Raw genomic sequence first — 22,268 nt, forward strand, 5'->3', positions numbered from 1 at the left:
GCATCTGGTATAAGACGTCCCACGAGATGACGATCGTTGCCGCCGGAATCGGCGGTGGCGATGCCAGGGGACACAGATGGAATTGCGCCAGCTTCAATACTTCGTGCGGGTGGTCGAACTCGGCAGCATGAGCCGGGCGGCGCTTGAGCTCGACATGGTGCAATCGGCCGTCAGCCAGCAGATCAGCCGGCTCGAGAGCGAACTGGCCACGCGCCTGCTGCGCCGGACGCCACACGGCGTGACGCCGACCGAAGCGGGCCTTGCGTTCTTTCACGAAGCCCAGCTTACTCTGCGTCACGCGGAGCAGGCGCGGCGCGCTGCGCATCAGGCGCGGCTGACCGGTACGGTCAGTGTCGGGCTGGCGCCGACCACGGCCTCGGTGATCGGTGTGCCGCTGATTCGCGCGATGCGCGAGCGCTATCCCGACGTGCGACTGCATATCGTTGAGAGCCTGTCGGGACACCTGACCGCGATGCTCAATGCGCGCCAGCTCGATCTGGCCGTGTTGTTCGATACGCATGCCGCGCGGCGCTGGACGGTCATGCCGCTGCTCGAGGAAACGCTCTTCCTGATTCAGTCCCGCAATGCCTTGCCGCAGGGCAAGGCCGAGCCGCCCACGCGTCTGACCATGGCCGATCTGTCCGAGGTGCCGCTGATCATGCCCACCGGTGTTCATGGTCTGCGCAGCACGCTCGATGCGGCATTCTCCCGGGCCAAGGTTGTACCGCATGTCACGCAGGAGATCGATTCGCTGGCGATGCTGATGGATGCCGTCGACATGGGCTTTGGCACCACGCTGCAGCCATGGGCCGCAGTGGGGCGCTATCCCGATGCGGAAACGCGTTTTCACCTGGCGCATATCGACGATCCGCAGGTAGGTCGCCAGAACCTGCTTTGCAGTCTGTCGGACGATGAGTTGTCACCCGCTGCGCTGGCGCTGCGGGTGGTGCTGGCCGATACGGCGCGTGGTCTGGTGCGATCGGGAGGTTGGCGCGGGGCACGGCTGCTAGAGGCACTATCAAAATGATTCTGGCGTCGTTGCGCGGCCTTGGCCGGTCCACTTGTACTGTCTGCGGCCGCCCCCTTGCAGGGCGCGCATGTGCTCGCAGGCACATGCCGTTCCGCAGGCGGCTCGCATACGAGCCGAAACCCCTGCTTCACCCTAGCCAGAATCGCTTCGCTTCATTTTGATAGCGCCTCTTAGTGGAGGGATAGCGGGTACGGATGACGCCCAATATCGCGAAAGCCGGGCATGTGGCCGGCGGCGCGATCGAACGTGGCGACGTATTCGCAGCCTTCTGCGTGCGCGGCACGGTCGATCAGGCAGTTGGTGAAACCGGTGTTCCCCGAGGCGAACATCGACAACGCGCGATAGACGACCGGAGCGGACTCGGCGGCCTCAATTCCGAAGTGCAACACCGAGAATTGAGGCCAAGATGACCAAGAAAAATTACCAGCAGTTGAGTGAGACCGAACGCCATGCGATAGCCCTGGGGCTGCAGCAAAAGCAAAGCCTCAGCGCCATAGCCAGGGCCCTGGGGCGTGACAAGAGCACTATCAGCCGCGAGTGCAATCGCAATGCAGGCGGCAAGGGCTACGCCTCCAAGTTCGCCCAGCAGCGCAGTGACAATCGCAAACGCCAAGCCCGTCCCAGCCCCAAGCTGCACCGCCAAGGGCCCTTGTTCCCGCTGGTTTGCGACTACCTGCGCCACAAGTGGTCGCCCCAGCAAATCGCCAACGAACTCCAGCGTCTTCACCCACAGGATCGCCGCTTGCAAGCCTCACACGAAAGCATCTACACCTGCATCTACGCCCAGCCCCGGGGAGAGCTCAAGAAGGAGCTGGTGTCCTGCCTGCGCATGGCCCACGCCAAACGTTGGCCCCGCTCCAGGGGAAAGGATCGCCGCAAGGAGACGCAAGACTTGCTGAGCATCCATGTGCGAGCACCCGAGATCGAGGATCGCCAGTTGCCCGGCCACTGGGAGGGTGATCTGATCAAAGGCAAGGCTAACGCCAGTGCGATTGGCACGCTGGTCGAGCGCACCACCCGTCTGGTGGTGCTGGTCAAGCTGCCACACCCCAACCCCGCCACAGCGGCGCATGTACTGCAAGCCTTCAGCGACAAGCTCAAGACAATAGCCCAGCCGATGCGCCAGACCCTGACCTACGACCGGGGCAGCGAGATGGCCGAGCACCGCCAGCTCAGCGAGAACACAGGCATGAAGGTGTACTTCTGCGACCCCTACAGTCCCTGGCAAAGGGGGAGCAACGAGAACACCAATGGGCTCTTGCGCCAGTACTTCCCCAAGGGGACTGATCTGAGTGGCTACAGCCAGGAGCAGTTGGACGCTGTGGCCGATGAGCTCAATGGACGGCCCAGGATGACTCTGGGGTGGCGCAAGCCCATCGAGGTCTATGCCGAGCATTTGGCGCGGCTGGCCCAGCAGCCGGATTTAGTGCATTGAGTTTTTGTTGCACTTGGACTTGAAACCGCCCTCGACCCGCAGCGCCCGGCTCCTGAGCAGGCGATATATGGCCCGGATGATCTCGGGCCGCGAGCGGCGCCGCTGCATCACCCATGCCAGTTCCAGGATGACCGCCGTCGACACGTAGCCGGGGCGTTGACAGGTCAGACTGGCGATCAGACCGGCGGCGATCGGCGACTGCACGGCATCGTCGTCCAGGATCAGCCGCGCCAGCACGCAGGTATCCAGCCCGATCATCCCTGACGCCTTCCGGGTTGGCCAGCGGCTAGTGGCCGGAAGAAATCCGTGTTCGGCACATAGAACTCCACGCCCTGCTCGCGGTAGGTCTGGGCCAGGCAGCCGAACAGCGGGTTCGCCGCTCCTCCGGCGTACGGCATGTCCTCGAGTGCCGGCCAGTCTCCCGCATTGACGACGGTGGTGGGGGCCCATCCCATGCTGGACATGAATTCCTCCATGACAGAGGCTTCGATCAGCAGGTCGATCTGCCCGGGTGTCAGCGGCGGGCCATCGTGCCGCATACAGCCCCGCAATGCCAGCAGATGGGGGCAGGGGCCTTCCGTGCCGGTCTGGCTGGCTGGCCTGGAAGTACTGAATTCGATGGTGTCATCCATGATGTGAACGGCTCCTTGAGCGTTGAGAGAGCGGCACCGTGAGCGCCTTGTTCGATACTCTGGGCCAGCGCCGCCGGGATAGATATGAGACGGATCTGAAAGGCCGCCCCTGCTGCCGCATCGCGATCCTCCGCCATCTGTTTTCCGCTTCGAGCCCGGCCTGGTTGTCCCATCACAAATCGTGATGCCCCCATGCCAGTCAACGGGTTAGCAGGCGCGGAGCAGGCGGATACAGTCCCGGACAGACTTCAGGAAGGCTCAGAAAGGCGTGTCAATTTCCACCCCCACCCCCAATCCCCGCACTCAGGACGCCCGGTCATGATCGACGTCCTGGTGATCGGCGGCGGCAATGCCGCCCTTTGCGCCGCGCTGATGGCCCGTGAAGCGGGCGCCAGCGTGATGCTGCTGGAAGCCGCGCCGCGCGAATGGCGCGGCGGTAACTCCTCCCACACACGCAACCTGCGCTGCATGCATGACGCTCCGCAGGACGTGCTGGTCGACGCGTACCCCGAAGAAGAGTACTGGCAGGATCTGCTGAAAGTGACCGGCGGCCTGACCGACGAGAAGCTGGCGCGGCTTGCAATCCGCGCGTCGTCGTCGTGCCGGGACTGGATGCGCAGCCATGGCGTGCATTTCCAGCCACCGTTGTCTGGCGCGCTCCACGTGGCTCGCACCAATGCGTTCTTCATGGGCGGCGGCAAGGCGCTCGTCAATGCCTACTACCGCAGTGCCGAGGCGCTTGGCGTGCAGATTCGCTACAACGCCCCAGTCGACGCCATCGAGCTCGATGGCAGCCGTTTCGTGGCGGCGCGTATCGGCGCAGAGCGGATTGAAGCACGCGCCTGCGTATTGGCGGCCGGCGGATTCGAATCAAACCGCGAGTGGCTGCGGGAGGCTTGGGGCCAGAACGAGCGGGGCGAATGGCCCGCCGACAACTTCCTGATCCGCGGCACCCGCTTCAACATGGGCGTGCTGCTCAAGCACATGATTGCCGCGGGTGCCGACGCAATCGGTGACCCGTCACAGTCGCACTGCGTGGCGATCGACGCGCGCGCGCCGCTCTACGACGGTGGCATCTGCACGCGAATCGATTGCGTCTCGCTCGGGGTCGTGCTCAACGCCAATGCCGAGCGGTTCTACGACGAAGGCGAGGACTTCTGGCCCAAGCGCTATGCGATCTGGGGCCGTCTGGTCGCGCAGCAGCCACAGCAGATCGGTTACTCGATCATCGACGCAAAGGCGATCGGACGCTTCATGCCGCCGGTGTTCCCGGGCGTGAAGGCCGATACGCTGCCGGAACTCGCGCGCAAGCTCGGGCTCGACGAAGCCACGTTCATGCGGACGATCAACGCCTACAACGCCGCGTGCCGGGTCGGCAAGTTCGACCACACGGTGCTGGACGATTGCCACACCGAGGGCGTGACGCCGTCCAAGACTCACTGGGCGCGGCCGCTCGACACCGCGCCGTTCTTCGGCTACGCGCTTCGCCCAGGCATCACGTTCACGTACCTGGGACTGAAGGTCAACGAAGAGTCGGCCGTGCATTTCGATGGCAGGCCGAGTGACAACCTGTTCGTGGCCGGCGAGATGATGGCTGGCAACGTGCTCGGCAAGGGCTATACCGCTGGCGTCGGCATGGCGATCGGCACCGCGTTCGGCCGGATTGCCGGCACGCAGGCCGCCAAGGCGGCAAAGGGCATGGCCAGGCGTGCCTCACAGGCATCAACGGAAAAGGAATATGCAACATCTTGAAGCGCTGACGCGCGAGGCCGCGGCATTGGCGCGTGGCGCGCTGCCGCTGACTGCGGACGAGGGCGAAGTGGCCCGCACCCTGCAGATCTGCAACGCCTGCCGCTATTGCGAGGGCTTCTGCGCGGTGTTCCCGGCAATGACGCGCCGGCTGGAGTTTCCCAAGGCCGATATCCACTACCTGGCTAATCTGTGCCACAACTGTGGCGCCTGCTATCACGCCTGCCAGTACGCGCCGCCGCACGAGTTCGCGGTCAATATTCCGCAGGCGATGGCCAAGGTGCGCGTGCAGACCTACGGCGACTACGCTTTCCCCGCCGCGCTCGGCGGTTTGTACCGGCGCGCGGGGCTGACCACGGCGCTGGCGCTGGCTGGCGGCCTGGCGTTGTTCCTGCTGATGGTATTGGCGATGCGCGGCAGCCTGCTGCACGCGCCGCTGGCTGGCAACTTCTACGCGATCTTCCCGCACAACCTGCTGGCAGTGATGTTCGGCGTGGTGTTCGTCTTCGCCATCGTTGCACTGGGGATCGGGGTGACGCGGTTCTGGCGGCAGGTAACGCCCGGCACGCGAGCCAGTGATGACGGCGGTGCGGCCGCGGGCGGCGCCGCGCACGATGCGCTGCGGCTCAAGTATCTCGGCGGTGGGCACGGCGAAGGCTGCAACAACGAGGACGACGCGTTCACGCTGCTGCGCCGGCGCTTCCACCATTTCACGTTCTACGGCTTCATGCTGTGCTTTGCCGCGACGACGGTGGCCACGCTGTATCACTACCTGCTGGATCTGCACGCACCTTACGCGCTGACGAGCCTGCCTGTGCTGCTTGGCACGGTCGGCGGCATCGGCCTGCTGATCGGCACCGCCGGTCTGTTCTGGCTCAATGTGCGGCGCGACCCGCGCACTGGCGATCCGGATCAGAAGCCGATGGACCGTGGATTCATCGCGCTGCTGTTCCTGACCAGCGCGAGCGGACTGGTGTTGCTGGCCTTGCGTGATACCGGCGCGATGGCCACCTCGCTGGCAGTTCACCTCGGCATCGTCATGGCGCTGTTCCTGACGCTGCCGTACGGCAAGTTCGCGCATGGCATCTACCGCTGCGCGGCGCTACTGAAGTACAACATCGAAAAGCGCCGGCCGAGCGATCTCGCGCTGGGCGCCGACTAAGACATCGAATCGAATCAAGAAACCGAAAAGGGAGACAGGATCATGACGAAACCGGGTGTGCTTAACATTCCCTCGATGCGCGGCCAGTGTAGCGACACGGAGTGGCAGGCGCGCGTCGATCTCGCCGCGTGCTACAGGCTGGTCGAGCTCTATGGCATGGCCGACATGATGGCCAACCACATCTCGGTGCGCGTGCCGGATGAAGAGGATGCGTTTCTGATCAACCCGTACGGCATGATGTACGAGGAGATCACAGCATCGTGCCTGATCAAGGTGGACCACGCGGGCAACATCTTGTCGAAGCCTGACTTCGGTTCGCTGAACTACGGCATCAACAAGGCCGGCTACGTGATTCACAGCGCGGTGCATCACGCGCGGCCCGAGGTGGCGTGTGTGATCCATACCCATAGCTGGGCGTCGATGGCGGTGTCGTCCCTGGCGTGCGGCCTGCTGCCGGTCACGCAGACGGCGATGCGCTTCCTGAAGATCGGCTATCACGACTATCAGGGCGTGGTGCTCGATACCGCCGAACAGGCGTCGCTACTCGAAGACCTGGGCAAGGGCGAGGCGCTGATCCTGCGCAATCATGGCGCCCTGACCGTTGGCAATACCGTGGGCGAGGCGTTCAACTGGATGCATCGGCTTGAACTGGCCTGCCGCTCGCAAGTGGCGGCGATGTCGTGCAACACGCCGCTGCAGCAGGTGCCGGCGGACGTGCTGGAAGCCACGTGGAACAACTATCAGCCGGGCACGCGCCGTCCGTACGGCGTCATGGAGTGGCCGGCGCTGCTGCGCAAGCTTGATCGCCTGGACCCCAGCTTCCGCGACTAGGAAGCCGAAGCAACGCATTCCCGTTGCATCTGAAGAAGAAAGCCTGAACGCCATCCAACGCCCGCAGAGGCGTGGATGGCTTGCGGCGAACCGGCGGGATCCGTGCCCCGAATCGCGGGTCCCGACTGGTGGCATGGCGCCGGGCGCGCGCAAAACCGTCCCGGTGCGCAGAAGAACTATATAAACAAGAGAGACAAGACATGCATCGATTCGCCCCCGTTCGATGGCTGGCTACTGCATTGGCCGCCACTGGTTTCACGTTCGCCGCGCAGGCGTCGGCGCAAGGCACTCCGTATCCGGCCAAGCCCGTGCGTGTGGTAGTGGCCTTCACCGCAGGCGGCACTACCGACATGCTGGCGCGTAGCGTCAGCCAGCAACTTGCCCAGCGTTTCAAGCAATCCTTCGTGGTGGACAACCGTCCCGGCGCGGGCGGAAATATCGGCACCGAGTACGTTGTCCGATCGCCGGCCGATGGCTACACCCTGCTGGTCAACTCGGTGGGGCCGATCTCGATCAACCAGACGCTCTACAAGCGCCTGAACTACGACCCGCTGGCCGATCTGGTGCCGGTGGTGCAGATCGCCGACGTGCCGAACGTGCTCGTCGTGCCGGCCGCGCTGCCGGTAAAGAACTTCGACGAGTTCGTGGCCTATGCCAAGGCGAACTCGGGCAAGCTCAACTACAGCTCGACCGGGGTGGGGACGTCGTCGCATCTGTCGGGCTTCATGTTCAGTGAACGCATCGGTGCCCAGGCCACTCATGTGCCTTACAAGGGCGCCGATGCGCTGAACGACCTGCTCTCGGGGCGCGTCCAGTTCATGTTCGCCACGATTCCATCGGTGATCTCGCAGATCCAGGCTGGCAAGCTGCGTGCGCTGGCGGTGACTAGTGCGAAGCGTTCCCGCTCGCTGCCGGATCTGCCGACGGTGGCGGAGAAGGGCTTCCCCGGTTTCGAGGCTGGCTCGTGGTTCGGCTTCTTCGCACCGAAGGGCACGCCGGCCGAGGTCGTCACCCGGGTCAATCAGGCCGTGAATGAGATCCTGCCGTCGCTGCAGGCGCAGATGGTTCGTGAAGGCGCCGATCCGGCCGGCGGCTCGCCGCAGCAGTTCGGTGATTTCACGCGCAAGGAATACGAGAAATGGAAGGTCGTGGTCAAGGCCTCCGGTGCCACTGTCGATTGAAATTCAGACATGTCTCAAACTCAGCCGAAGTCTCAAGTTTCCGTCCAGCCATTGCGCATCCTGTTGTCCGAACCGACGCTGAGGGAGCATCGCGCCGCGATCGATCTGTCCATGGACGGCGCGCCGTGGCTGCCTGTATTGGCGCCTGCCACCGATGACCCGAAGGGTGTCGATGCCGATATCGCCTTCGTGTCGCGCGACGTGACCGGGCTATCGACCAAGCATCAGATCCTGCCGGCTACGCAGCGCTTCTATTCGGCGATGCTCGAGGCGCCCGCGTTGCGATGGGTGCATGTGCATTCGGCTGGCGCCGATCGCGCCGTGTTCGGCCAGTTGCGGCAGCGCGGGGTGACCGTCACCACGTCTTCAGGCGCCAATGCGGGCGTGGTGGCGCAAACCGCGCTGGCGGGATTGCTTGCGCTGGCGAGGCATTTCCCGCTACTGCTCGCCGCGCAGCGCAAGCAACGCTGGGCCCCGTTGCTAGGCACGGGATTGCCGCGTGACGTGCGGGGGCAGACCGCAACCATTGTGGGGTGGGGCCCGATCGGGCAGCAGATCGGTGCCATGCTGCGCCTGCTCGGCATGTCGGTGGCCGTGGTCCGGCAACAGCCGACGCCGGCTGGCGAAGGGTTCGAGACCTTTGCGTTCGATACCCTGCACGAGGTGCTTCCCCGTACGGACTGGTTGATACTGGCCTGCCCGCTGACGGACCGGACGCGTGGGCTGGTCGACGGCGCGGCCCTGCGGCGATTGCCGACTGGTGCGCGGCTGATCAATGTGGCGCGTGGAGAAGTGGTGGACGAGCCAGCGCTGATCGAAGCACTGACAGAAGGAAGGGTGGCCGGCGCCTACCTCGATGTGTTCGCGCATGAACCATTGCCGGCGACGTCGCCGCTATGGTCGTTGCCGAACGTCATTGCCACGCCGCATAGCGCCGGTTTCTCGGACGGCAATGCGGCGCGTGTGGTCGACATTTTCCTGGACAATCTCCGCCGTCGGCTGGCGGGTCAGGCAATGCGAAACGTGTCAGCCTAGCGGCAAATGGGAAGGGGCTGCAGAAAAGGCTGCAAACTGAAGCGGGAAGTTGCGGAGTTTTCAGCAACCTCGCCGCGGCGTCGACATGCACAATATCGACAGCCGAATTTCTGTTGCCACGTACCGTGTCCAAGCCTGCCAATAACCTGCCGTTGCCGCGCGTCATCGTCGCGGAGGATCATCCCGTATGCCTGCTCGTGCTGGAGGACCAGCTCAAGGGCATTGGTGGCTGCGAGGTGGTGCTCTGCGAGAACGGTGCCGACGCGCTCAGGGCGCTGGAAAGCGGCCCGGCCGCGCTGTTGCTGACTGACCTCAGCCTGCCCGGCATCGAAGGACTGGCGCTCGCGCGCAGAATCCGCACGGGCAAGGCGGGGCAGGTGGCCCCCGACCTGCCCATCGTCGCCATCACGGCCACCGCTGGACCCGAGGAGCGACTCGCATGCCTGGAGGCCGGCATCGGCATGGTGCTGACGAAGCCGGTCAGCTACGAGACGCTCCAGTCGGTCCTGGGTCGCTACCTTGGGAAAGACGACCAGTACGATCAATACGAGCAATACGACCGATAGCGCCAACTACATATTGAGCGCCCGCTTTCGCACCGCCAGCGCAGCCTCGCGCATGACCTCGGACAGTGATGGGTGCGGGTGGCAGATCATGCCGATGTCCTCCGATGCCGCCTTGAACTCCATGGCGACCACGGCCTCGGCGATCAGATCCGAGGCATTGGCGGAGATGATGTGCACGCCCAGGATTTCGTCGGTCTTTGCGTCCGCGATCATCTTGATGAAGCCATCCGGATGTCCGATCCCAAGCGCGCGGCCGTTTGCCATCATTGGGAACTGGCCGGAACGGAACTCGCGGCCTTCCGCCTTCAACTGGGCTTCTGACTTGCCCACCCAGGCGATTTCGGGCTCGGTGTAGATCACCCACGGAATGCAGTTGTAGTCGATGTGTGGCTTCTGGCCGTCGATGACCTCGGCGGCCATGACGCCTTCGTCCTCGGCCTTGTGGGCGAGCATCGGGCCGCGCACGACATCGCCGATAGCGTAGATGCCCGCCACCGGGGTGCGGCACTGGTCGTCCACGGGGATGAAGCCACGCGCGTCGGCGGCCAGGCCCACGGCATCCAGACCCAGATTGTCGGTGTTCGGCACGCGCCCGATCGACACGATCAACCGGTCCGCGACGAGCTTCTGTTCGGCGCCGTCCTTGTCCTTGTAGGCGATGCTGACGCCCTTGGCGGTGGCTTCGATATTGCCGATGTCGACACCAAGGTGAATCGTGAGCCCCTGCTTGCCGAACTGTTTGGCGGCTTCCCTGGCCACGGCTTCGTCAAGCGCGCCGAGGAATGTGGGCAGGGCTTCCAGCAGCGTGACTTCGGACCCGAGCCGTCGCCATACCGAGCCGAGTTCGAGACCGATCACCCCGGCGCCGATCACTGCGAGTTTTTTCGGCACCGAATCGAAGGACAGCGCGCCCTCGTTGTCGGAGACGATTTTGTTGTCGACCGGCACGCCCGAAAGATGGCGGGCCTTCGAACCCGTTGCGATGATGACGTTGCGTGCCGTATGCGACGTCGTCTCGCCGCCGTTGCTGGCCTCCACGGTAATCACGCCATCCGCGGCCCGCCCCTTGAACTTGCCATGGCCCTTGATCCAGGTGACCTTGTTCTTGCGAAACAGGAACTCCACGCCACCGGTGAACTTGTCGACGATTGCAGCCTTGCGCTGGATCATCTGCGCCAGATCAAGTGTGACGCCCTTGACCTGCACACCATGTTCGGCCAGCCCATGCTTCGCTTGCTCGAAGTACTCGGACGAGGCGAGCAGCGCCTTGCTTGGAATGCAGCCGACGTTCAGGCAGGTACCGCCGAGCCGTGGCTTGCCAGCGTCGTCTTTCCATTCCTCGATGCAGGCTACCGTCTTGCCTAGCTGGGCCGCACGGATGGCGGCGATATATCCACCCGGGCCGGAGCCGATCACGATCACGTCGAAGTCGGCCTTGGCCGATGCCGGGGCACCAGCGCCACCTGATGCCACGGCGGCTACCGGGGCAGGGGCCGGTGCGGGCGCTGGGGCGGATGCCGGCGCTGCAGCGGCCACGGGTGAGGCTGCTGCGACCGCTTTCCCCTCGGTGTCGACCACCGCGATCACGTCGTCCGTATGGACCGTGGCGCCATCGGGCTGGACGATCTTTGCCAGTACGCCGTCGGCCGGACTCGGCACCTCCAGCGTGACCTTGTCGGTTTCCAGTTCCACCAGGATCTCGTCGCGTTTGACGGCCTCGCCGGCTTGCTTCTTCCACTGCATCAGCGTGGCTTCCGAGACAGATTCGGACAACTGCGGCACCTTCACTTCGATCGCGGCCATGGTTTTTCCTTGCGGGTCTCTTGTGACGAAAGCCTCCAGTCTAGGAGAGCACGCCAAGGATGCCAGCCGAGTGGCGCAGCGGATACTTCGACGAGCGCAAATGATGCGCCAGCGGCACTCACTGGCTGGATCAATCCGAGGGACGCTATCCCCCGCGATGCCGCGCCGCTCCTATCGACAAAATGACCCGGCAGGAAGGCGTTGGGCTTCCTAAGCTATGGGAAGGATTCGAAGAACAAGATGTACCGGGAGGTCGCCATGACTCCAGATTTCAATGTGCAGGTCCGGCGCGTCGCGTCGGCCATGCTGCTCCCGTGGTGCGCGGCCTGCGCGTATCCGGAAGTTCATTCCCAGGCCTGCCTCTCGGGCGTCGATGTGTACGAGGACGTGGCCTATGACACGGGCGCCAGCCGCGTGACGTTCTCGGGATCGGACACCGGCACCGGCGAACCGTGCAGCGATACGATTGCCGGCCACGGCGGATTCTGGGTTGCCAGCTTCGACCGCACGGCGCCGCCGCCAGCCGAGCCGGGCGCCGTGGTCGATACGAGCACTGTGGTGGAGGCTACCGTCATTGGGGGCGAATGGCACTGGTGGCAAGCCGACGGCACCCTGCAGAGCGGCGATGTGATGGGCGGGCAGGTGATACGTCCGGCAGAGCCGGGCGGCAGCGTCGGCATCTGCACCAATGGCGCCGCCATGATCGCTGTCACGCTCTCGGTCCATCAGCAGTATCCCGGCAGCGGCACCTTCGAGGGCTGCTTGGACGATACGGGCGTGGATACCACGATGCCGTGGATCGTCCATCCGCCGTCGATCCGGGGAAGTTTGAGGATGAACTCGCCGTAAATGGGTGATGGCGCTACAACAGCGCCGGCCAGTGCGCGGCTTCCAGCGCCATCCTTGCCCCGAGCAGCAGAAGCACGCCGCCCGCCACAAGGCGCTGCGCCAGCAGCCAGCGTGGGTGGCTTCCCATCATTGCCGCTGCGCGGCCCGACGATATGGCGACGAGCGCGTTGACCGATGCGAAAGCGGCGGTCAGGGCCAGCCCCAGGACCAACGATTGCCTGAGGACGCCGCCAGCCTGATAGTCGATGAATTGCGGCAGTATCGACAGGAAGACTAGCGCGAGCTTGGGATTGAGCAGGCTGGTCATCGCGCCCATCGTAAACAGGCGACGCGGCCGTTCGGTCTGGGTTGCCTGGATCTGAAGCGGGGACCGGCCGCCTGGCTTGAGCATCTGCCAGGCCATGTAGAGCAGGTAGGCAGCACCGGCGATGGCAAGCAGGCGCGCGGCGCCAGGAATCGCCAGGAACAGCGCACTGATGCCAAATGCCGCGCCGAGCATGTAGGTCATGTAACCGAGCATGACGCCCGCCAGTGAAGTCAGCCCAGCCCGGGTGCCTTGCGAGACCGAGCGCGCCATCACGTAGACCATATTGGGGCCCGGCGTGATCGCCAGCAGGCCGCCCACGGCCATGAATTCGTACATCGTTCTCATGCGCTGCACCTGGTCCAGAACCATCCTTGATCGGGAATGCTGGCAGTATCGGACCACGGGATAACTAAGTAAAACGGATTATACTGATCCGATTGTTCAGATTTTCTGATGAAATGAAGAAGCTCGATCTCGATGTGATGGAGATGATCGTTGCCGTGGCCGATGCCGGGTCGTTCGCGCGCGCGGCGGAGACCCTGCATCGCTCGCCATCGGCCGTGAGCATGCAGATCAAGGCGATCGAGGACGTGCTCGGCAAGCCACTCTTCACGCGCACCACGCGCAACGTCGCCCTGACCGAGGACGGCAGGACGCTCCTGGATTACGGACGGCGAATGCTGGCGTTGCGGGAGGAGGCATGGTCGGTGGTGGTTCGCCCGGAGATTCGCGGGCGCGTCACGATCGGCGTTCCCGACGATTACGCGTCGTCGCTGCTGCCTTCGGTCCTGCGCCGATTCGCGGCGGCTCATCCGCGCGTGGAGATCCGTGTCATCGGGCTGCCCAGCCACGCGCTGATTCCATTGCTGAAGGACAACACGCTGGATCTGGCCTGCATCACGAAGGCGCGCGGCGTCACCGGGGATTTCATCCGCCATGAGCCGATGGTTTGGGTCTCGGCCCGCGGTGGCCGACCCATCTGGCGGGAGCGCCCGCTCCCGATCGCCGTCTTCGCCCACGGCAGTGCCGCGAGAGCCGGCGCCATCGCAGCGCTGCAGCAGGCCGATATTCAGTATCGGATGTCGTATGAAAGCCCCAGTCTGCTTGGATTGATCAGCATGGTCGAGGCTGGACTGGCGGTAGCGCCGCTGGCGCGATGCAGCGTACCGGCGCATCTCGCCGTGCTGGGGGAGTCCGAAGGACTGCCGCCGCTTGCGCCGCTGGAGGTCGTGCTGGCGCGTAGCGCGAAATCGGCGCGGCTACCGTGCGACTTTCTGGCGGAGCAGATGCTGGCGGACTTGAAGGTCTGAGGTCCCGACTGGCTGACGCCCGGCGTGATCAGATGATGGGGCAGCGAAGAGCAGGGATAAGGGCGAAACTCACATACGCGAATCGAGGCGATTTTTTCTCGTCCATGACTTGCTTCGGGCACGCCGTGCGTGGTCAGATACAGCGCTTCATTTCCCACGTCCCCACGTATTTGCGATATGACGAGCCCGATATCTACAACGACCCCACGGCCCGAGACGCCGGACGAGATCCTTGAGCGGCTCAGCGCCAGGGCAATCGTCCACCGGGACCGATCCGGTCCCACAGAGATGGTCTGGCGCGAGATCGGTCGTGGCTCCCCCCTGGTACTGATCCATGGCGGTCATGGAAACTGGATGCACTGGGTGCGCAATATCGAGGCGCTGAGCCAGCAACACACGCTATGGCTGCCTGACCTGCCCGGTTTCGGTGAATCTGGCACGCTCGACGGCGATCCTCACGCGGATGACCGGCTGGATCGGCTGGTCGATACAGTGGCAGCCAGTCTGAGACAGCGGTTCGGCGCGTCGGATGGATTCGCGCTGGCGGGCTTCTCTTTCGGTGGTGTAGTCGCGGCCCGCCTGGCGGCCGCGCTGCCGAATGTCGAGAAGCTTGCGCTGCTGGGCTCCGCCGGGCATGGCGGTATGCGGCGCCAGCGACTCGATATGGTCAACTGGCGCACGGAGGACCGCGAGCAGATGCTGCAAGGCTTGAGGCACAACCTCAAGGCACTGATGCTTCACGATCCGTCCAGCATTGATGCGCTGGCCATGGCGGTGCACGAACGGGCTTGCATGGCCACGCGCTTTCGCAGCAAGTCCATTTCGCGCGGCGGCCCGGTGCTCGGACAGGCGCTCGACAGCTATGGCGGAAAGACGCTGCTGATCTGGGGCGAGCATGACGTGACGGCTGACCCGTTGGAAGTGGCACCGCGCATCGCGGGAAACTTGTCGACTCGGCGATGGCACCTGGTTCCCGGCGGCGGGCATTGGGTGCAATACGAACGAGCGGACGAAATCAATCAGTTGCTGCTGCAGTGGTTCGCCAGTGGCGACGGCGGATTGCACGCCCGATGAGCGGCGGCCTTGTCGGCGGCATGTTCGATGCCGGCAAGGCGCGAATCAGCCCGATTCGTCTTATCGTTTCTCTTTCCATATCAACTCCATGGGTTCGTTTCAGATACCGAAACGGTGGTCTGGCAATGCGTGGTCAAGTGTTTGATACTCGCCACTGGTGCGTGTTCTCGTCGACGCAGATCGACAACGCGCACGCATGCAATGGTTAGCCGAGTACTGGGTTCGTCAGCGCCCACCGAGCCGCTTCACGTGATTGGCCATCCATGCAGTTGATCAAATAAGGAGACAAGGATGGCAACTCGCAACCTCGCGACCTCGCGTCGCGCATCGTCACGACGGCGGATACTTCACGCACCGCAGCCGCAGCATGGGGCTCAGTCCGTTATTGCCGGCAGCCCCGATATCGCGCGCGCTGCTTTCATCGGCGGTAACGCCGTCACGCTGTTCGAGAAGCAAGCCGACCTTTATCGGAAGGCCGCAAGCATTCTGGTTACGGGCAATCCGTAGCCGCGCGCTCCGAACTCGATCACCCATCCACGAGCAACGTACCGTTCGCCGATGACAGCCGGCAGGGCGGAGCTTTGTCCAGCGCTTTGATGCGCCACGAAATCAATAAGGCGTGAAGCGTTCCCGCTCAAGCGGGAGCGCGTCCACACGCCATGACCTGGCCAGCCTCAGCCAGAAATTGAGGCATTTCCAACTTGGAGGAAAAGAATGAAGGCGAGATTGACAGTTCCCGCACTCGCAGCATTGCCGTGCTGCGTTTCGGCGGAATCCCGGGCAAACGTGACCCTCTACGGCGTCGTGGACGCAGGCGTGAGCTTCACCAACAACCAGGTGGGCGGAGGCAGCGTGGTCAGGCAGACGTCGGGCAGCCTTTCCAGTTCGCGCTGGGGCGTACGCGGATCCGAGGACCTTGGCCAAGGGCTGAAAGCGGTGTTCGTGCTCGAAAGTGGCTTTGATGTCGACACTGGCAAATCAGCGCAGGGCGGACGGCTGTTCGGGCGATCGGCATATGTGGGGTTGGAGAGCCAATGGGGCAGCATCCTGTTTGGGCGTCAGCAGAGCGCGTTGTTCGACATGATCGGCGCGTTCGACCCGATGGCGCTGTCGCCGAGGTGGTCCATCTTCAATCAGGATCTTGCCCTGGTCGCCCGGCCGGATAACACCATGAAGTACGTGGGGAAGTTCGGCGGCTTGACGGCAACGGCGATGTACAGCTTTGGCGCGGAAAGTACCACGGTGGATGGCAGCGAGGTGCCTGGGAATGCCAAGCTAGGTCGGGAGTTCGGCTTTCGCCTGAGCTACAACAGTGGTCCGTTCAGCATTGGCACGGCCTATGACGAGGTCAACACCGGCACATTGACCACGAACCGCGACGCCACGTCGCGTCGGGCCACGGTGGCCGGTACCTATGCGCTTTCCACCCTCAAGGTGTTCGCCGGCTACCGATGGGCAAAGGCCTACGATGGAGCGATTCTCGTGGGTGCGCTGCCAGGTGTGTCGAATCAAGCGTCGAACCTGTGGTGGACTGGCGTGATGTGGCAGGCGGGGCCGGCGGTGACGCTTAGCGCGGCCGCTTATTACCAGGATTTCCGCAACACCGGTGGTGACCCGTGGCTGTTCGTCGCCACGGGCCGGTACGCATTCTCGAAGCGTACCGAGGCCTACCTGACGCTGGGCTATGCACTGAATCAGGAGAACTCGAACATGGGTCTTGGCAATGGCGCGGCCGGCTTCGGTCACACGCCGCCGGGCAGCAATCAGTTCGGCACGACCCTCGGGATAAAGCACATTTTCTGACATAGATCATTGTGTGGACGGGGCCTTCAACGACATGGCACTTGGTGCCCCGTCATCATTGCCAAATGAGATGTCCTTGTCCACGCGCAAATCATCGGGCAGGCCGGGTATCGCTGTCTGGAACCGGACATGCATCGGGGACGGATCGGAATCAAGGCAACGTAAGTGCGGCACGACGTTTCCTTCTGATTGGGATTCAATGGAATGGTCGCGGGATATCGAGCATTGACCGCGTAGAGAGCGGGCCGCAGTATGGTCGTTTCGACAGTTGACACGACCGGAGCGACCGAAGCCGGCAGGAAGCCATGCTTGAACCGACGCACGAGAGCGAGCCTTTCTCGCGCACCACACCGGGTAGCCAGACGTTGCTGCGCGGACTCAACTTACTGCGCGCATTCGTCAGCGGCGCGCCTGTGCTGAGCAACGCTCAGCTCGCCGAACGCAGCGGCCTGCCGAGGCCCACGGTCAGTCGCCTCACCCATTCGCTGGTGGAAGGCGGTTACCTCGAATACGACGGTGTGTCGAAGGGCTATCGCCTCGCGCCGGTATGCCTCAGCCTGGCGCGCTCGTTCCATATCGGACGCTCGGAGCTGGATGCCGTGTTGCCATTGATGGCCCAGGTAGCGATGGCGGAGCAGATCAACGTCACGCTATCGGCCGCCGATGGGTTCTGGATGGTCTATCTCCACACAATTCGCAAAGGTCGTGGGCTGATGAGTCGTGCCGCAATGACCGGAACGCGATTCGGGATGGTAAGAAGCTCAACCGGGCACGCGTACCTTGCCGGCCTGCCGGAATCGCGGCGGCAACTGCTGATGGGCAGGCTCGCGAGCCACTACGGCGAGAAGTGGCCGAAGTACAAGGAGCGCATCGACACGTCGAGGGCGAAGTACGAGAAGGACGGCTATTGCCGCTCGCGCGTCGTGCTCGGCATGGAGGGCATCGCGACGGCAGTGATGGGCCCGGATGGTGTGCTCTATACCCTGAGTGTTTCGTACGCGGTAGGGGACGATGACGATGGTCCGCTGGAGGCGCGATATGCGCCTGTGCTGCTCTCACTGCGTGACGCCATCGAGATTGCGTGGTCCGAGTTTGGCGGCGTGTAGGGGGGCGGTTCGCAGGTTCAGGAGCTTATCTGCTCCAGTTGCGGAATGAACTCTCCAAGAAGCTGGCGTGTCGCGAGCGTGGAGGGTCCTAGCCGACGCCGGATCAGCGAGATGCGATCCGCGTCGCGTGGAGTGTCGACGATGTGGATCGTTCGCATTCCCAATTCCTCATTCCCATTCCTTAGCAATGTCCGCCGCATAGGCCGGCGCGATCAACACGCCCGCACCTCGCTTGATCAAGCCAAGTGAGCGGCGCCTGTTTGGCAGGCTGACTGGCCGGCATCAGGCGATCAAGCAGCATCGCTTCCCTGTCTCCTTCCGACATATTCCATCTGATGATAAATCTATGAAGACAATTCGCTTGTTTGCATGAATGGATCGGAACAACATGGCGGTCATCAGACAGAGGAGACACTCATGAAGACACGTATTGCCGCCTTGTTGGCCGCCGCCATCGTTGCGCCACACGCTTTTGCCCAAGGCGACGGCTATCCGAACAAGCCGATCAAGCTGGTCGTTCCTTTCACGGCCGGCAGTGCCTCCGACACGGCGGCGCGTATTGTTGCCGAGGAGGTGCGTTCGTCGATTGGCACGATCATCGTGGACAATCGGCCGGGCGCCAACGGCATCATCGGCTCGAGTTATGTGGCGAAGTCGCCGGCGGATGGCTACACGCTGTTGTTGACGAGCAGTTCCACGCATTCCGGCATCGAAGCGCTGTTCAAGCGTCCCGGCTACGACCCGATCAAGGACTTTGTTCATATTTCCCGCATCGCCACGATCCCCATGGTGCTGGTCACGCGTCCGGATGCGCCATACAAGACGGCAATGGACATGGCCCTGTACGCGCAGAAGAACCATCTGCGTTATGGCTACGGCAGCGGCTCGGCGCAGATCGCGGCCGCCACGTTCTCGCAGATGGCGAACGTGCCATCCGACGCCATTCCCTACAAAAGTCAGCCTCCTGCGGTGACCGATCTGCTCGGTGGGCAGATCGACTACATGGTGGCGGATACATCGGTCGTCATGAGTTTCCTGCACGGTGGCAAGCTCGATGGCCTGGCCATCACGAGTCCCAGGCGTTTGCCCGAGCTTCCCAACGTGCCGACGATGGCGGAGGCCGGATACAAGAACTTCGACCTGGTCGTATGGGTGGGGCTGGCCGCGCCGGCGGGCACGCCGACGGCCGTCGTGGAGAGATGGAACAAGGCCGTGAACGACGCCGTGGCACGTCCCCCCGTCGTGGAGAAGCTTGCGAAGCTCGGCATGGTTGCGGCTCCGGCCAGCACGCGTGACTTTGCGGCATTCACTGTCGCTCAGCGCGGCATCTGGACGTCCAGGGCCACCAAGGCGGGTGTGGAGCAGCAATGACGCATCGCGCACCGGATACGACAGGGCCGCTTGCGGGCGTCCGTGTGCTGGATCTGACGTCGGTCATCATGGGTCCCGTCTGCACGCAGATTCTGGCCGACTATGGGGCGACGGTCGTAAAGATCGAGCCGCCTGATGGTGACGTGATGCGCCATGCCGGCAACAAGCGCGCACCTGGCATGGGAAGCATGTTCCTTCATGCGAACCAGGGAAAATCGTCTGTCGTGCTGGATCTCAAGCAAGAGGAAGATGTCCGAACGCTCAGAGAGATGCTACCGGGCTTTGACGTGCTCGTGCACAACGTGCGACCGCAAGCCATGCGCAGGTTGGGGCTCGATGAAGCGGCCGTGCACGGCCTGAATCCGTCGATCATCTATGTTGAACTGACCGGGTATGCAGAGGGTGGGCCGCTGCACGGACGTGCGGCGTATGACGACGTTATTCAGGCGCAGACGGGGCTGGCCGAACTGTTCTCTCGCCAGACGGGTGGCGCGCCTCAGTATGTGCCGACGCTGATAGCGGACAGGGTGACCGGCCTGACCGCCGCGCACGCCACCATTGCAGCACTGTTCGCGCGCAAAAGCACGGGTCACGGTGATACGGTCCGCGTATCGATGTTCGAGACGATGGCGGCGTTCGTCCTTGCGGATCACCTCGGCGGAGCGTCGTTCGAACCATCGGCTGGCGCCATGGGATACAGCCGCTTGCTGACACCGCACCGGAAGCCATATCGGACGCGCGATGGCTACATCGCGGCGGTTGTCTACAACGACAAGCACTGGAAGTCGTTCTTCGAGGCGATTGATGATCTCGCGACGTTCGAGCGCGACAGCCGGTTTCAAACTGCGCCCGCACGGGCCGAGAACTACGACGTCATCTATGGTCACCTCTCGCAGGTCATGCTGACTCGCACCACCGACGCGTGGGTGGCGCTGCTGGAAGCCGCGGATATTCCGTGCGCGCGTGTCAATCGCGTGGAAGACCTGCTGGAAGATGCGCAGCTTCGCGCGGTTGGCTTCTTTGATCAGCGCGATTTTGGCGACGGTGGACAACGGCGTATCGTTTCTCGCTTTCGCTCGCCAGCCGCGCGAAATAATCTTGCAACGCCGGCGCCAATGCTTGGTCAGTCGGCAGGGGAACTGGAAGAATGAATCAGGAAACGGCAAAAATGGTGAACACGGAAGAGATCAAACATCTGTCACTCGATGTGTCGGAGCAAGGCGTGGCGACACTGCGCATCGCCAATGGCACCAGTCTGAATATTCTGGACTCGGACACGATCGTCGAATTCACGCAAACGCTGCGTCGGCTGGCTCGCCGCCCTGACGTCCGGGTACTGGTGTTGCGCGGGACGGGGGAGAAGGCATTCGTTGGTGGCGCGAACATCAAGGAGCTGGCCAGGCTTGAGCCGGAGACGGCGGTGGCGTTCATCACGCGATTGCACGATCTGTGCGAGGCGGTCCGCGATTTCCCGGTGCCGACGATTGCTCGTTTGTCGGGCTGGTGCATGGGAGGCGGCATGGAGTTCGCCGCCGCTTGCGATATCCGCATCGCTGACGAGAATGCCAATTTCGCCATGCCGGAAGTCAGGATCGGCATCCCGTCGGTCATTCATGCAAACATCCTTTCTCGCCTGATCGGTGAGGGGAACACACGCTGGATGTTGCTGACTGGCTCCTCGATCAATGCGGCGCGCGCCCATGCCTGGGGATTTGTCCACGAGGTCGTCGCCAACGACGCTCTGGATGCCGCAGTTGCGCATACGGTATCCGAGATACTGGAGTGCGGGCCGGCAGCCGTGCGTGCGCAGAAGTCGCTGCTGCGCGCGTGGGAAGATCCTGCGATCGAGCGGGGGCTGAAGCACAGCATTGCGGTGTTTGGCGACGTCTACGCTGGGTCAGAACCGGATGCTTACATGGCGCGGTTCCTTGAGCGCAAGAGGAAAAGCTGACAGGCGCTAGTAATCGGACGAAGCGGTCATGTACCATCGAACTGTCCATCCAATTGCCTGCGCCATGAACTTCACACTCAGGGAGTTCCGAGTATTCCGCGTCGTGTACGAACTCCGCAGTTTCAGCGGAGCTTCCCAGACCATTCACATGACGCAGTCGGCGGTGAGCAAGGTGTGCCAGGAGATGGAGGCCAAGGTCGGGCAGCGGCTCTTCGAACGGTCGACTCGCAAGGTGACACCAACCCAGTTGGCGCACCAGTTGTATGGCCATGTATGTGAAGTGCTCGGGACCATGGATGCCGCCGAGCGCAGTATGCAGAGCCTTCTGAACCTAGAAGCTGGCGAAGTCAGCGTCGCATCGTCGCCAATGATGTGCGTGGGATTGTTGCGGGGGGCGGTTTCGGCGTTCCACGAAGCCCATCCGGCGATCCGGATCGGCATGCATGAGTTGTCGACGGACGAGACGATCGAGTACGTGGTTAATGGAAAGGCCGACTTCGGACTGGTTTCGATGGAAGAAGCTCATCCCAAGCTCTCGATCGAGCACCTGTACAACGAATCCATGTTCGTGATCTGTGCCGGCGACCACGAACTGGCACGCAAGCGCAAGGTTAGCTGGGAGTTGCTTGCCGACTATCCACAGATCTCCTTGCATTCAACGTTCAGCACGCGGCGGACGATCGATCGCGTTTTTGCGTCGAGACATCTGGCGTACTCAACTTCCGTTGAAGTCGGGACGGTGCTGTCGGCAATTAGTTTTGCGAAGGCGCGGCTCGGGGTTACGGTCTTGCCCGGCTACGTTCGGGAGTTCGTCTCGGAACTGGGCCTGGTAGCGAGGGCATTGCCCTGCGAGGGAGTCGAACACCCCATCTCGCTCATTACACGTTGGAATGCGCGGCTTTCGACGCCAGCAGAATGCCTGCTTGACAGCGTCAGGAAGCGACTGGCCGCCGCACGAGCCTAGCTGCGTAAGGAGACAGCGTCCCGGCACTGTCGTGTCCGAGGGCCGGTGCTCAGAACCGAATGATCCACGCGCCCGTCGTGTAGCGATTGTGGTTGTTCCGGCCGTTACA

General features: G+C 63.2%; 25 protein-coding genes. 19 read left to right on the forward strand and 6 right to left on the reverse strand.

Annotated elements, in window-relative coordinates; translation table 11 throughout:
* The first annotated feature begins 76 nt into the window (after positions 1-76).
* Complete coding sequence (locus RMET_RS21730; RefSeq protein WP_011518696.1) at positions 77-1,027, forward strand: LysR family transcriptional regulator; 951 nt, start codon at positions 77-79, stop codon at positions 1,025-1,027.
* 173 nt (positions 1,028-1,200) lie between these two features.
* On the opposite strand, the gene RMET_RS21735 is transcribed toward RMET_RS21730, so the two are convergent.
* Positions 1,201-1,416, reverse strand: a complete 216-nt coding sequence (locus RMET_RS21735) for a PIN domain-containing protein (protein WP_231138556.1) — start codon at positions 1,414-1,416, stop codon at positions 1,201-1,203.
* 20 nt (positions 1,417-1,436) lie between these two features.
* Here RMET_RS21735 and RMET_RS21740 point away from each other — a divergent pair, with 20 nt between their 5' ends.
* On the forward strand, positions 1,437-2,465 hold the full coding sequence (locus RMET_RS21740) for an IS30-like element IS1088 family transposase (protein WP_011516271.1): 1,029 nt from the start codon (positions 1,437-1,439) through the stop codon (positions 2,463-2,465).
* Here RMET_RS21740 and RMET_RS21745 read toward each other — a convergent pair.
* Together RMET_RS21745 and RMET_RS21750 are read right to left on the reverse strand one after the other, a co-directional pair.
* On the reverse strand, positions 2,454-2,723 hold the full coding sequence (locus tag RMET_RS21745) for a PIN domain-containing protein (protein WP_011518698.1): 270 nt from the start codon (positions 2,721-2,723) through the stop codon (positions 2,454-2,456). The two genes, RMET_RS21740 and RMET_RS21745, sit on opposite strands and share 12 nt — an antisense overlap.
* Positions 2,720-3,097, reverse strand: coding sequence for a hypothetical protein (locus RMET_RS21750; protein WP_011518699.1), 378 nt, complete (start codon positions 3,095-3,097; stop codon positions 2,720-2,722). Before RMET_RS21750 ends, RMET_RS21745 begins: the two co-directional genes overlap by 4 nt.
* Positions 3,098-3,415: 318 nt before the next feature.
* On the opposite strand from RMET_RS21750, the gene tcuA reads away from it, so the two are divergent.
* The 6 genes from tcuA to RMET_RS21780 all read left to right on the forward strand — a co-directional run bounded on the left by tcuA (position 3,416) and on the right by RMET_RS21780 (position 9,621).
* On the forward strand, positions 3,416-4,849 hold the full coding sequence (gene tcuA / locus RMET_RS21755; RefSeq protein ID WP_011518700.1) for an FAD-dependent tricarballylate dehydrogenase TcuA: 1,434 nt from the start codon (positions 3,416-3,418) through the stop codon (positions 4,847-4,849).
* Complete coding sequence (gene tcuB, locus RMET_RS21760; protein ID WP_011518701.1) at positions 4,836-6,008, forward strand: tricarballylate utilization 4Fe-4S protein TcuB; 1,173 nt, start codon at positions 4,836-4,838, stop codon at positions 6,006-6,008. The genes tcuA and tcuB overlap by 14 nt, the downstream gene beginning before the upstream one ends.
* 42 nt (positions 6,009-6,050) lie before the next feature.
* Positions 6,051-6,839 carry a class II aldolase/adducin family protein gene (locus RMET_RS21765; protein WP_011518702.1) on the forward strand — a complete coding sequence of 263 codons (789 nt, stop codon included), beginning with the start codon at positions 6,051-6,053 and terminating at the stop codon, positions 6,837-6,839.
* A 200-nt stretch (positions 6,840-7,039) separates the two neighbouring features.
* The gene (locus tag RMET_RS21770; protein ID WP_011518703.1) at positions 7,040-8,020 is read left to right on the forward strand and encodes a Bug family tripartite tricarboxylate transporter substrate binding protein; all 981 of its coding nucleotides are present in this window, start codon (positions 7,040-7,042) and stop codon (positions 8,018-8,020) included.
* Positions 8,021-8,029: 9 nt separating this feature from the next.
* Positions 8,030-9,055, forward strand: a complete 1,026-nt coding sequence (locus RMET_RS21775; RefSeq protein WP_011518704.1) for a D-2-hydroxyacid dehydrogenase — start codon at positions 8,030-8,032, stop codon at positions 9,053-9,055.
* A 113-nt stretch (positions 9,056-9,168) separates the two neighbouring features.
* Positions 9,169-9,621: a response regulator gene (locus tag RMET_RS21780; protein WP_011518705.1), complete on the forward strand. Its 453-nt coding sequence runs from the start codon at positions 9,169-9,171 to the stop codon at positions 9,619-9,621.
* A gap of 6 nt (positions 9,622-9,627) precedes the next feature.
* Here the strand turns inward: RMET_RS21780 and lpdA are convergent, their stop codons facing one another.
* Positions 9,628-11,424: a dihydrolipoyl dehydrogenase gene (gene lpdA, locus RMET_RS21785; protein ID WP_011518706.1), complete on the reverse strand. Its 1,797-nt coding sequence runs from the start codon at positions 11,422-11,424 to the stop codon at positions 9,628-9,630.
* Between the two features lie 258 nt (positions 11,425-11,682).
* Between lpdA and RMET_RS21790 the strand changes: the two genes are divergently transcribed.
* Positions 11,683-12,273 carry a hypothetical protein gene (locus tag RMET_RS21790; RefSeq protein ID WP_231138557.1) on the forward strand — a complete coding sequence of 197 codons (591 nt, stop codon included), beginning with the start codon at positions 11,683-11,685 and terminating at the stop codon, positions 12,271-12,273.
* A gap of 13 nt (positions 12,274-12,286) precedes the next feature.
* On the opposite strand, the gene RMET_RS21795 is transcribed toward RMET_RS21790, so the two are convergent.
* Complete coding sequence (locus RMET_RS21795; RefSeq protein ID WP_011518708.1) at positions 12,287-12,925, reverse strand: LysE family translocator; 639 nt, start codon at positions 12,923-12,925, stop codon at positions 12,287-12,289.
* 113 nt (positions 12,926-13,038) lie between these two features.
* On the opposite strand from RMET_RS21795, the gene RMET_RS21800 reads away from it, so the two are divergent.
* The 6 genes from RMET_RS21800 to RMET_RS21820 all read left to right on the forward strand — a co-directional run bounded on the left by RMET_RS21800 (position 13,039) and on the right by RMET_RS21820 (position 17,873).
* Positions 13,039-13,890, forward strand: coding sequence for a LysR substrate-binding domain-containing protein (locus RMET_RS21800; protein WP_011518709.1), 852 nt, complete (start codon positions 13,039-13,041; stop codon positions 13,888-13,890).
* Between the two features lie 177 nt (positions 13,891-14,067).
* Complete coding sequence (locus RMET_RS21805; protein WP_011518710.1) at positions 14,068-14,964, forward strand: alpha/beta fold hydrolase; 897 nt, start codon at positions 14,068-14,070, stop codon at positions 14,962-14,964.
* The gene (locus tag RMET_RS33665; RefSeq protein WP_152560285.1) at positions 14,961-15,173 is read left to right on the forward strand and encodes a hypothetical protein; all 213 of its coding nucleotides are present in this window, start codon (positions 14,961-14,963) and stop codon (positions 15,171-15,173) included. The genes RMET_RS21805 and RMET_RS33665 overlap by 4 nt, the downstream gene beginning before the upstream one ends.
* Positions 15,174-15,255: 82 nt before the next feature.
* Complete coding sequence (locus RMET_RS21810) at positions 15,256-15,471, forward strand: hypothetical protein (RefSeq protein ID WP_029310232.1); 216 nt, start codon at positions 15,256-15,258, stop codon at positions 15,469-15,471.
* Positions 15,472-15,678: 207 nt separating this feature from the next.
* Entirely contained in the window at positions 15,679-16,767 is a 1,089-nt protein-coding gene (locus RMET_RS21815) for a porin (protein ID WP_011518711.1), read from the forward strand.
* 305 nt (positions 16,768-17,072) lie between these two features.
* Positions 17,073-17,873 (forward strand): IclR family transcriptional regulator, encoded by an 801-nt coding sequence (locus tag RMET_RS21820; protein ID WP_011518712.1) that lies wholly within the window; start codon positions 17,073-17,075, stop codon positions 17,871-17,873.
* Positions 17,874-17,890: 17 nt separating this feature from the next.
* Here RMET_RS21820 and RMET_RS33670 read toward each other — a convergent pair whose 3' ends face one another.
* Positions 17,891-18,031, reverse strand: a complete 141-nt coding sequence (locus tag RMET_RS33670) for a hypothetical protein (protein ID WP_155714371.1) — start codon at positions 18,029-18,031, stop codon at positions 17,891-17,893.
* A gap of 259 nt (positions 18,032-18,290) precedes the next feature.
* Here RMET_RS33670 and RMET_RS21825 point away from each other — a divergent pair, with 259 nt between their 5' ends.
* The 4 genes from RMET_RS21825 (at position 18,291) to RMET_RS21840 (ending at position 22,159) form a co-directional block, all read left to right on the forward strand.
* On the forward strand, positions 18,291-19,244 hold the full coding sequence (locus tag RMET_RS21825) for a Bug family tripartite tricarboxylate transporter substrate binding protein (protein ID WP_011518713.1): 954 nt from the start codon (positions 18,291-18,293) through the stop codon (positions 19,242-19,244).
* Positions 19,241-20,395: a CaiB/BaiF CoA transferase family protein gene (locus RMET_RS21830; RefSeq protein ID WP_011518714.1), complete on the forward strand. Its 1,155-nt coding sequence runs from the start codon at positions 19,241-19,243 to the stop codon at positions 20,393-20,395. Before RMET_RS21825 ends, RMET_RS21830 begins: the two co-directional genes overlap by 4 nt.
* A gap of 17 nt (positions 20,396-20,412) precedes the next feature.
* On the forward strand, positions 20,413-21,195 hold the full coding sequence (locus tag RMET_RS21835) for an enoyl-CoA hydratase (protein ID WP_035822694.1): 783 nt from the start codon (positions 20,413-20,415) through the stop codon (positions 21,193-21,195).
* Between the two features lie 64 nt (positions 21,196-21,259).
* The gene (locus RMET_RS21840; protein ID WP_029310233.1) at positions 21,260-22,159 is read left to right on the forward strand and encodes a LysR family transcriptional regulator; all 900 of its coding nucleotides are present in this window, start codon (positions 21,260-21,262) and stop codon (positions 22,157-22,159) included.
* Positions 22,160-22,268: the final 109 nt, after the last annotated feature.

It is taken from the genome of Cupriavidus metallidurans CH34, assembly GCF_000196015.1.
Classification (GTDB): Bacteria; Pseudomonadota; Gammaproteobacteria; order Burkholderiales; family Burkholderiaceae; genus Cupriavidus; species Cupriavidus metallidurans.

Excerpts from the sequence above, each read along its gene's own strand:
- RMET_RS21730 (WP_011518696.1), top strand. The coding sequence starts at position 77 with ATGGAATTGCGCCAGCTTCAATACTTCGTGCGGGTGGTCGAACTCGGC.
- RMET_RS21740 (WP_011516271.1), top strand. The coding sequence starts at position 1,437 with ATGACCAAGAAAAATTACCAGCAGTTGAGTGAGACCGAACGCCATGCG.
- RMET_RS21745 (WP_011518698.1), bottom strand. The coding sequence starts at position 2,723 with ATGATCGGGCTGGATACCTGCGTGCTGGCGCGGCTGATCCTGGACGAC.
- RMET_RS21750 (WP_011518699.1), bottom strand. The coding sequence starts at position 3,097 with ATGGATGACACCATCGAATTCAGTACTTCCAGGCCAGCCAGCCAGACC.
- tcuA (WP_011518700.1), top strand. The coding sequence starts at position 3,416 with ATGATCGACGTCCTGGTGATCGGCGGCGGCAATGCCGCCCTTTGCGCC.
- tcuB (WP_011518701.1), top strand. The coding sequence starts at position 4,836 with ATGCAACATCTTGAAGCGCTGACGCGCGAGGCCGCGGCATTGGCGCGT.
- RMET_RS21765 (WP_011518702.1), top strand. The coding sequence starts at position 6,051 with ATGACGAAACCGGGTGTGCTTAACATTCCCTCGATGCGCGGCCAGTGT.
- RMET_RS21770 (WP_011518703.1), top strand. The coding sequence starts at position 7,040 with ATGCATCGATTCGCCCCCGTTCGATGGCTGGCTACTGCATTGGCCGCC.
- RMET_RS21775 (WP_011518704.1), top strand. The coding sequence starts at position 8,030 with ATGTCTCAAACTCAGCCGAAGTCTCAAGTTTCCGTCCAGCCATTGCGC.
- lpdA (WP_011518706.1), bottom strand. The coding sequence starts at position 11,424 with ATGGCCGCGATCGAAGTGAAGGTGCCGCAGTTGTCCGAATCTGTCTCG.
- RMET_RS21790 (WP_231138557.1), top strand. The coding sequence starts at position 11,683 with ATGACTCCAGATTTCAATGTGCAGGTCCGGCGCGTCGCGTCGGCCATG.
- RMET_RS21795 (WP_011518708.1), bottom strand. The coding sequence starts at position 12,925 with ATGAGAACGATGTACGAATTCATGGCCGTGGGCGGCCTGCTGGCGATC.
- RMET_RS21800 (WP_011518709.1), top strand. The coding sequence starts at position 13,039 with ATGAAGAAGCTCGATCTCGATGTGATGGAGATGATCGTTGCCGTGGCC.
- RMET_RS21805 (WP_011518710.1), top strand. The coding sequence starts at position 14,068 with ATGACGAGCCCGATATCTACAACGACCCCACGGCCCGAGACGCCGGAC.
- RMET_RS33665 (WP_152560285.1), top strand. The coding sequence starts at position 14,961 with ATGAGCGGCGGCCTTGTCGGCGGCATGTTCGATGCCGGCAAGGCGCGA.
- RMET_RS21810 (WP_029310232.1), top strand. The coding sequence starts at position 15,256 with ATGGCAACTCGCAACCTCGCGACCTCGCGTCGCGCATCGTCACGACGG.
- RMET_RS21815 (WP_011518711.1), top strand. The coding sequence starts at position 15,679 with ATGAAGGCGAGATTGACAGTTCCCGCACTCGCAGCATTGCCGTGCTGC.
- RMET_RS21820 (WP_011518712.1), top strand. The coding sequence starts at position 17,073 with ATGCTTGAACCGACGCACGAGAGCGAGCCTTTCTCGCGCACCACACCG.
- RMET_RS33670 (WP_155714371.1), bottom strand. The coding sequence starts at position 18,031 with ATGCGAACGATCCACATCGTCGACACTCCACGCGACGCGGATCGCATC.
- RMET_RS21825 (WP_011518713.1), top strand. The coding sequence starts at position 18,291 with ATGAAGACACGTATTGCCGCCTTGTTGGCCGCCGCCATCGTTGCGCCA.
- RMET_RS21830 (WP_011518714.1), top strand. The coding sequence starts at position 19,241 with ATGACGCATCGCGCACCGGATACGACAGGGCCGCTTGCGGGCGTCCGT.
- RMET_RS21835 (WP_035822694.1), top strand. The coding sequence starts at position 20,413 with ATGGTGAACACGGAAGAGATCAAACATCTGTCACTCGATGTGTCGGAG.
- RMET_RS21840 (WP_029310233.1), top strand. The coding sequence starts at position 21,260 with ATGAACTTCACACTCAGGGAGTTCCGAGTATTCCGCGTCGTGTACGAA.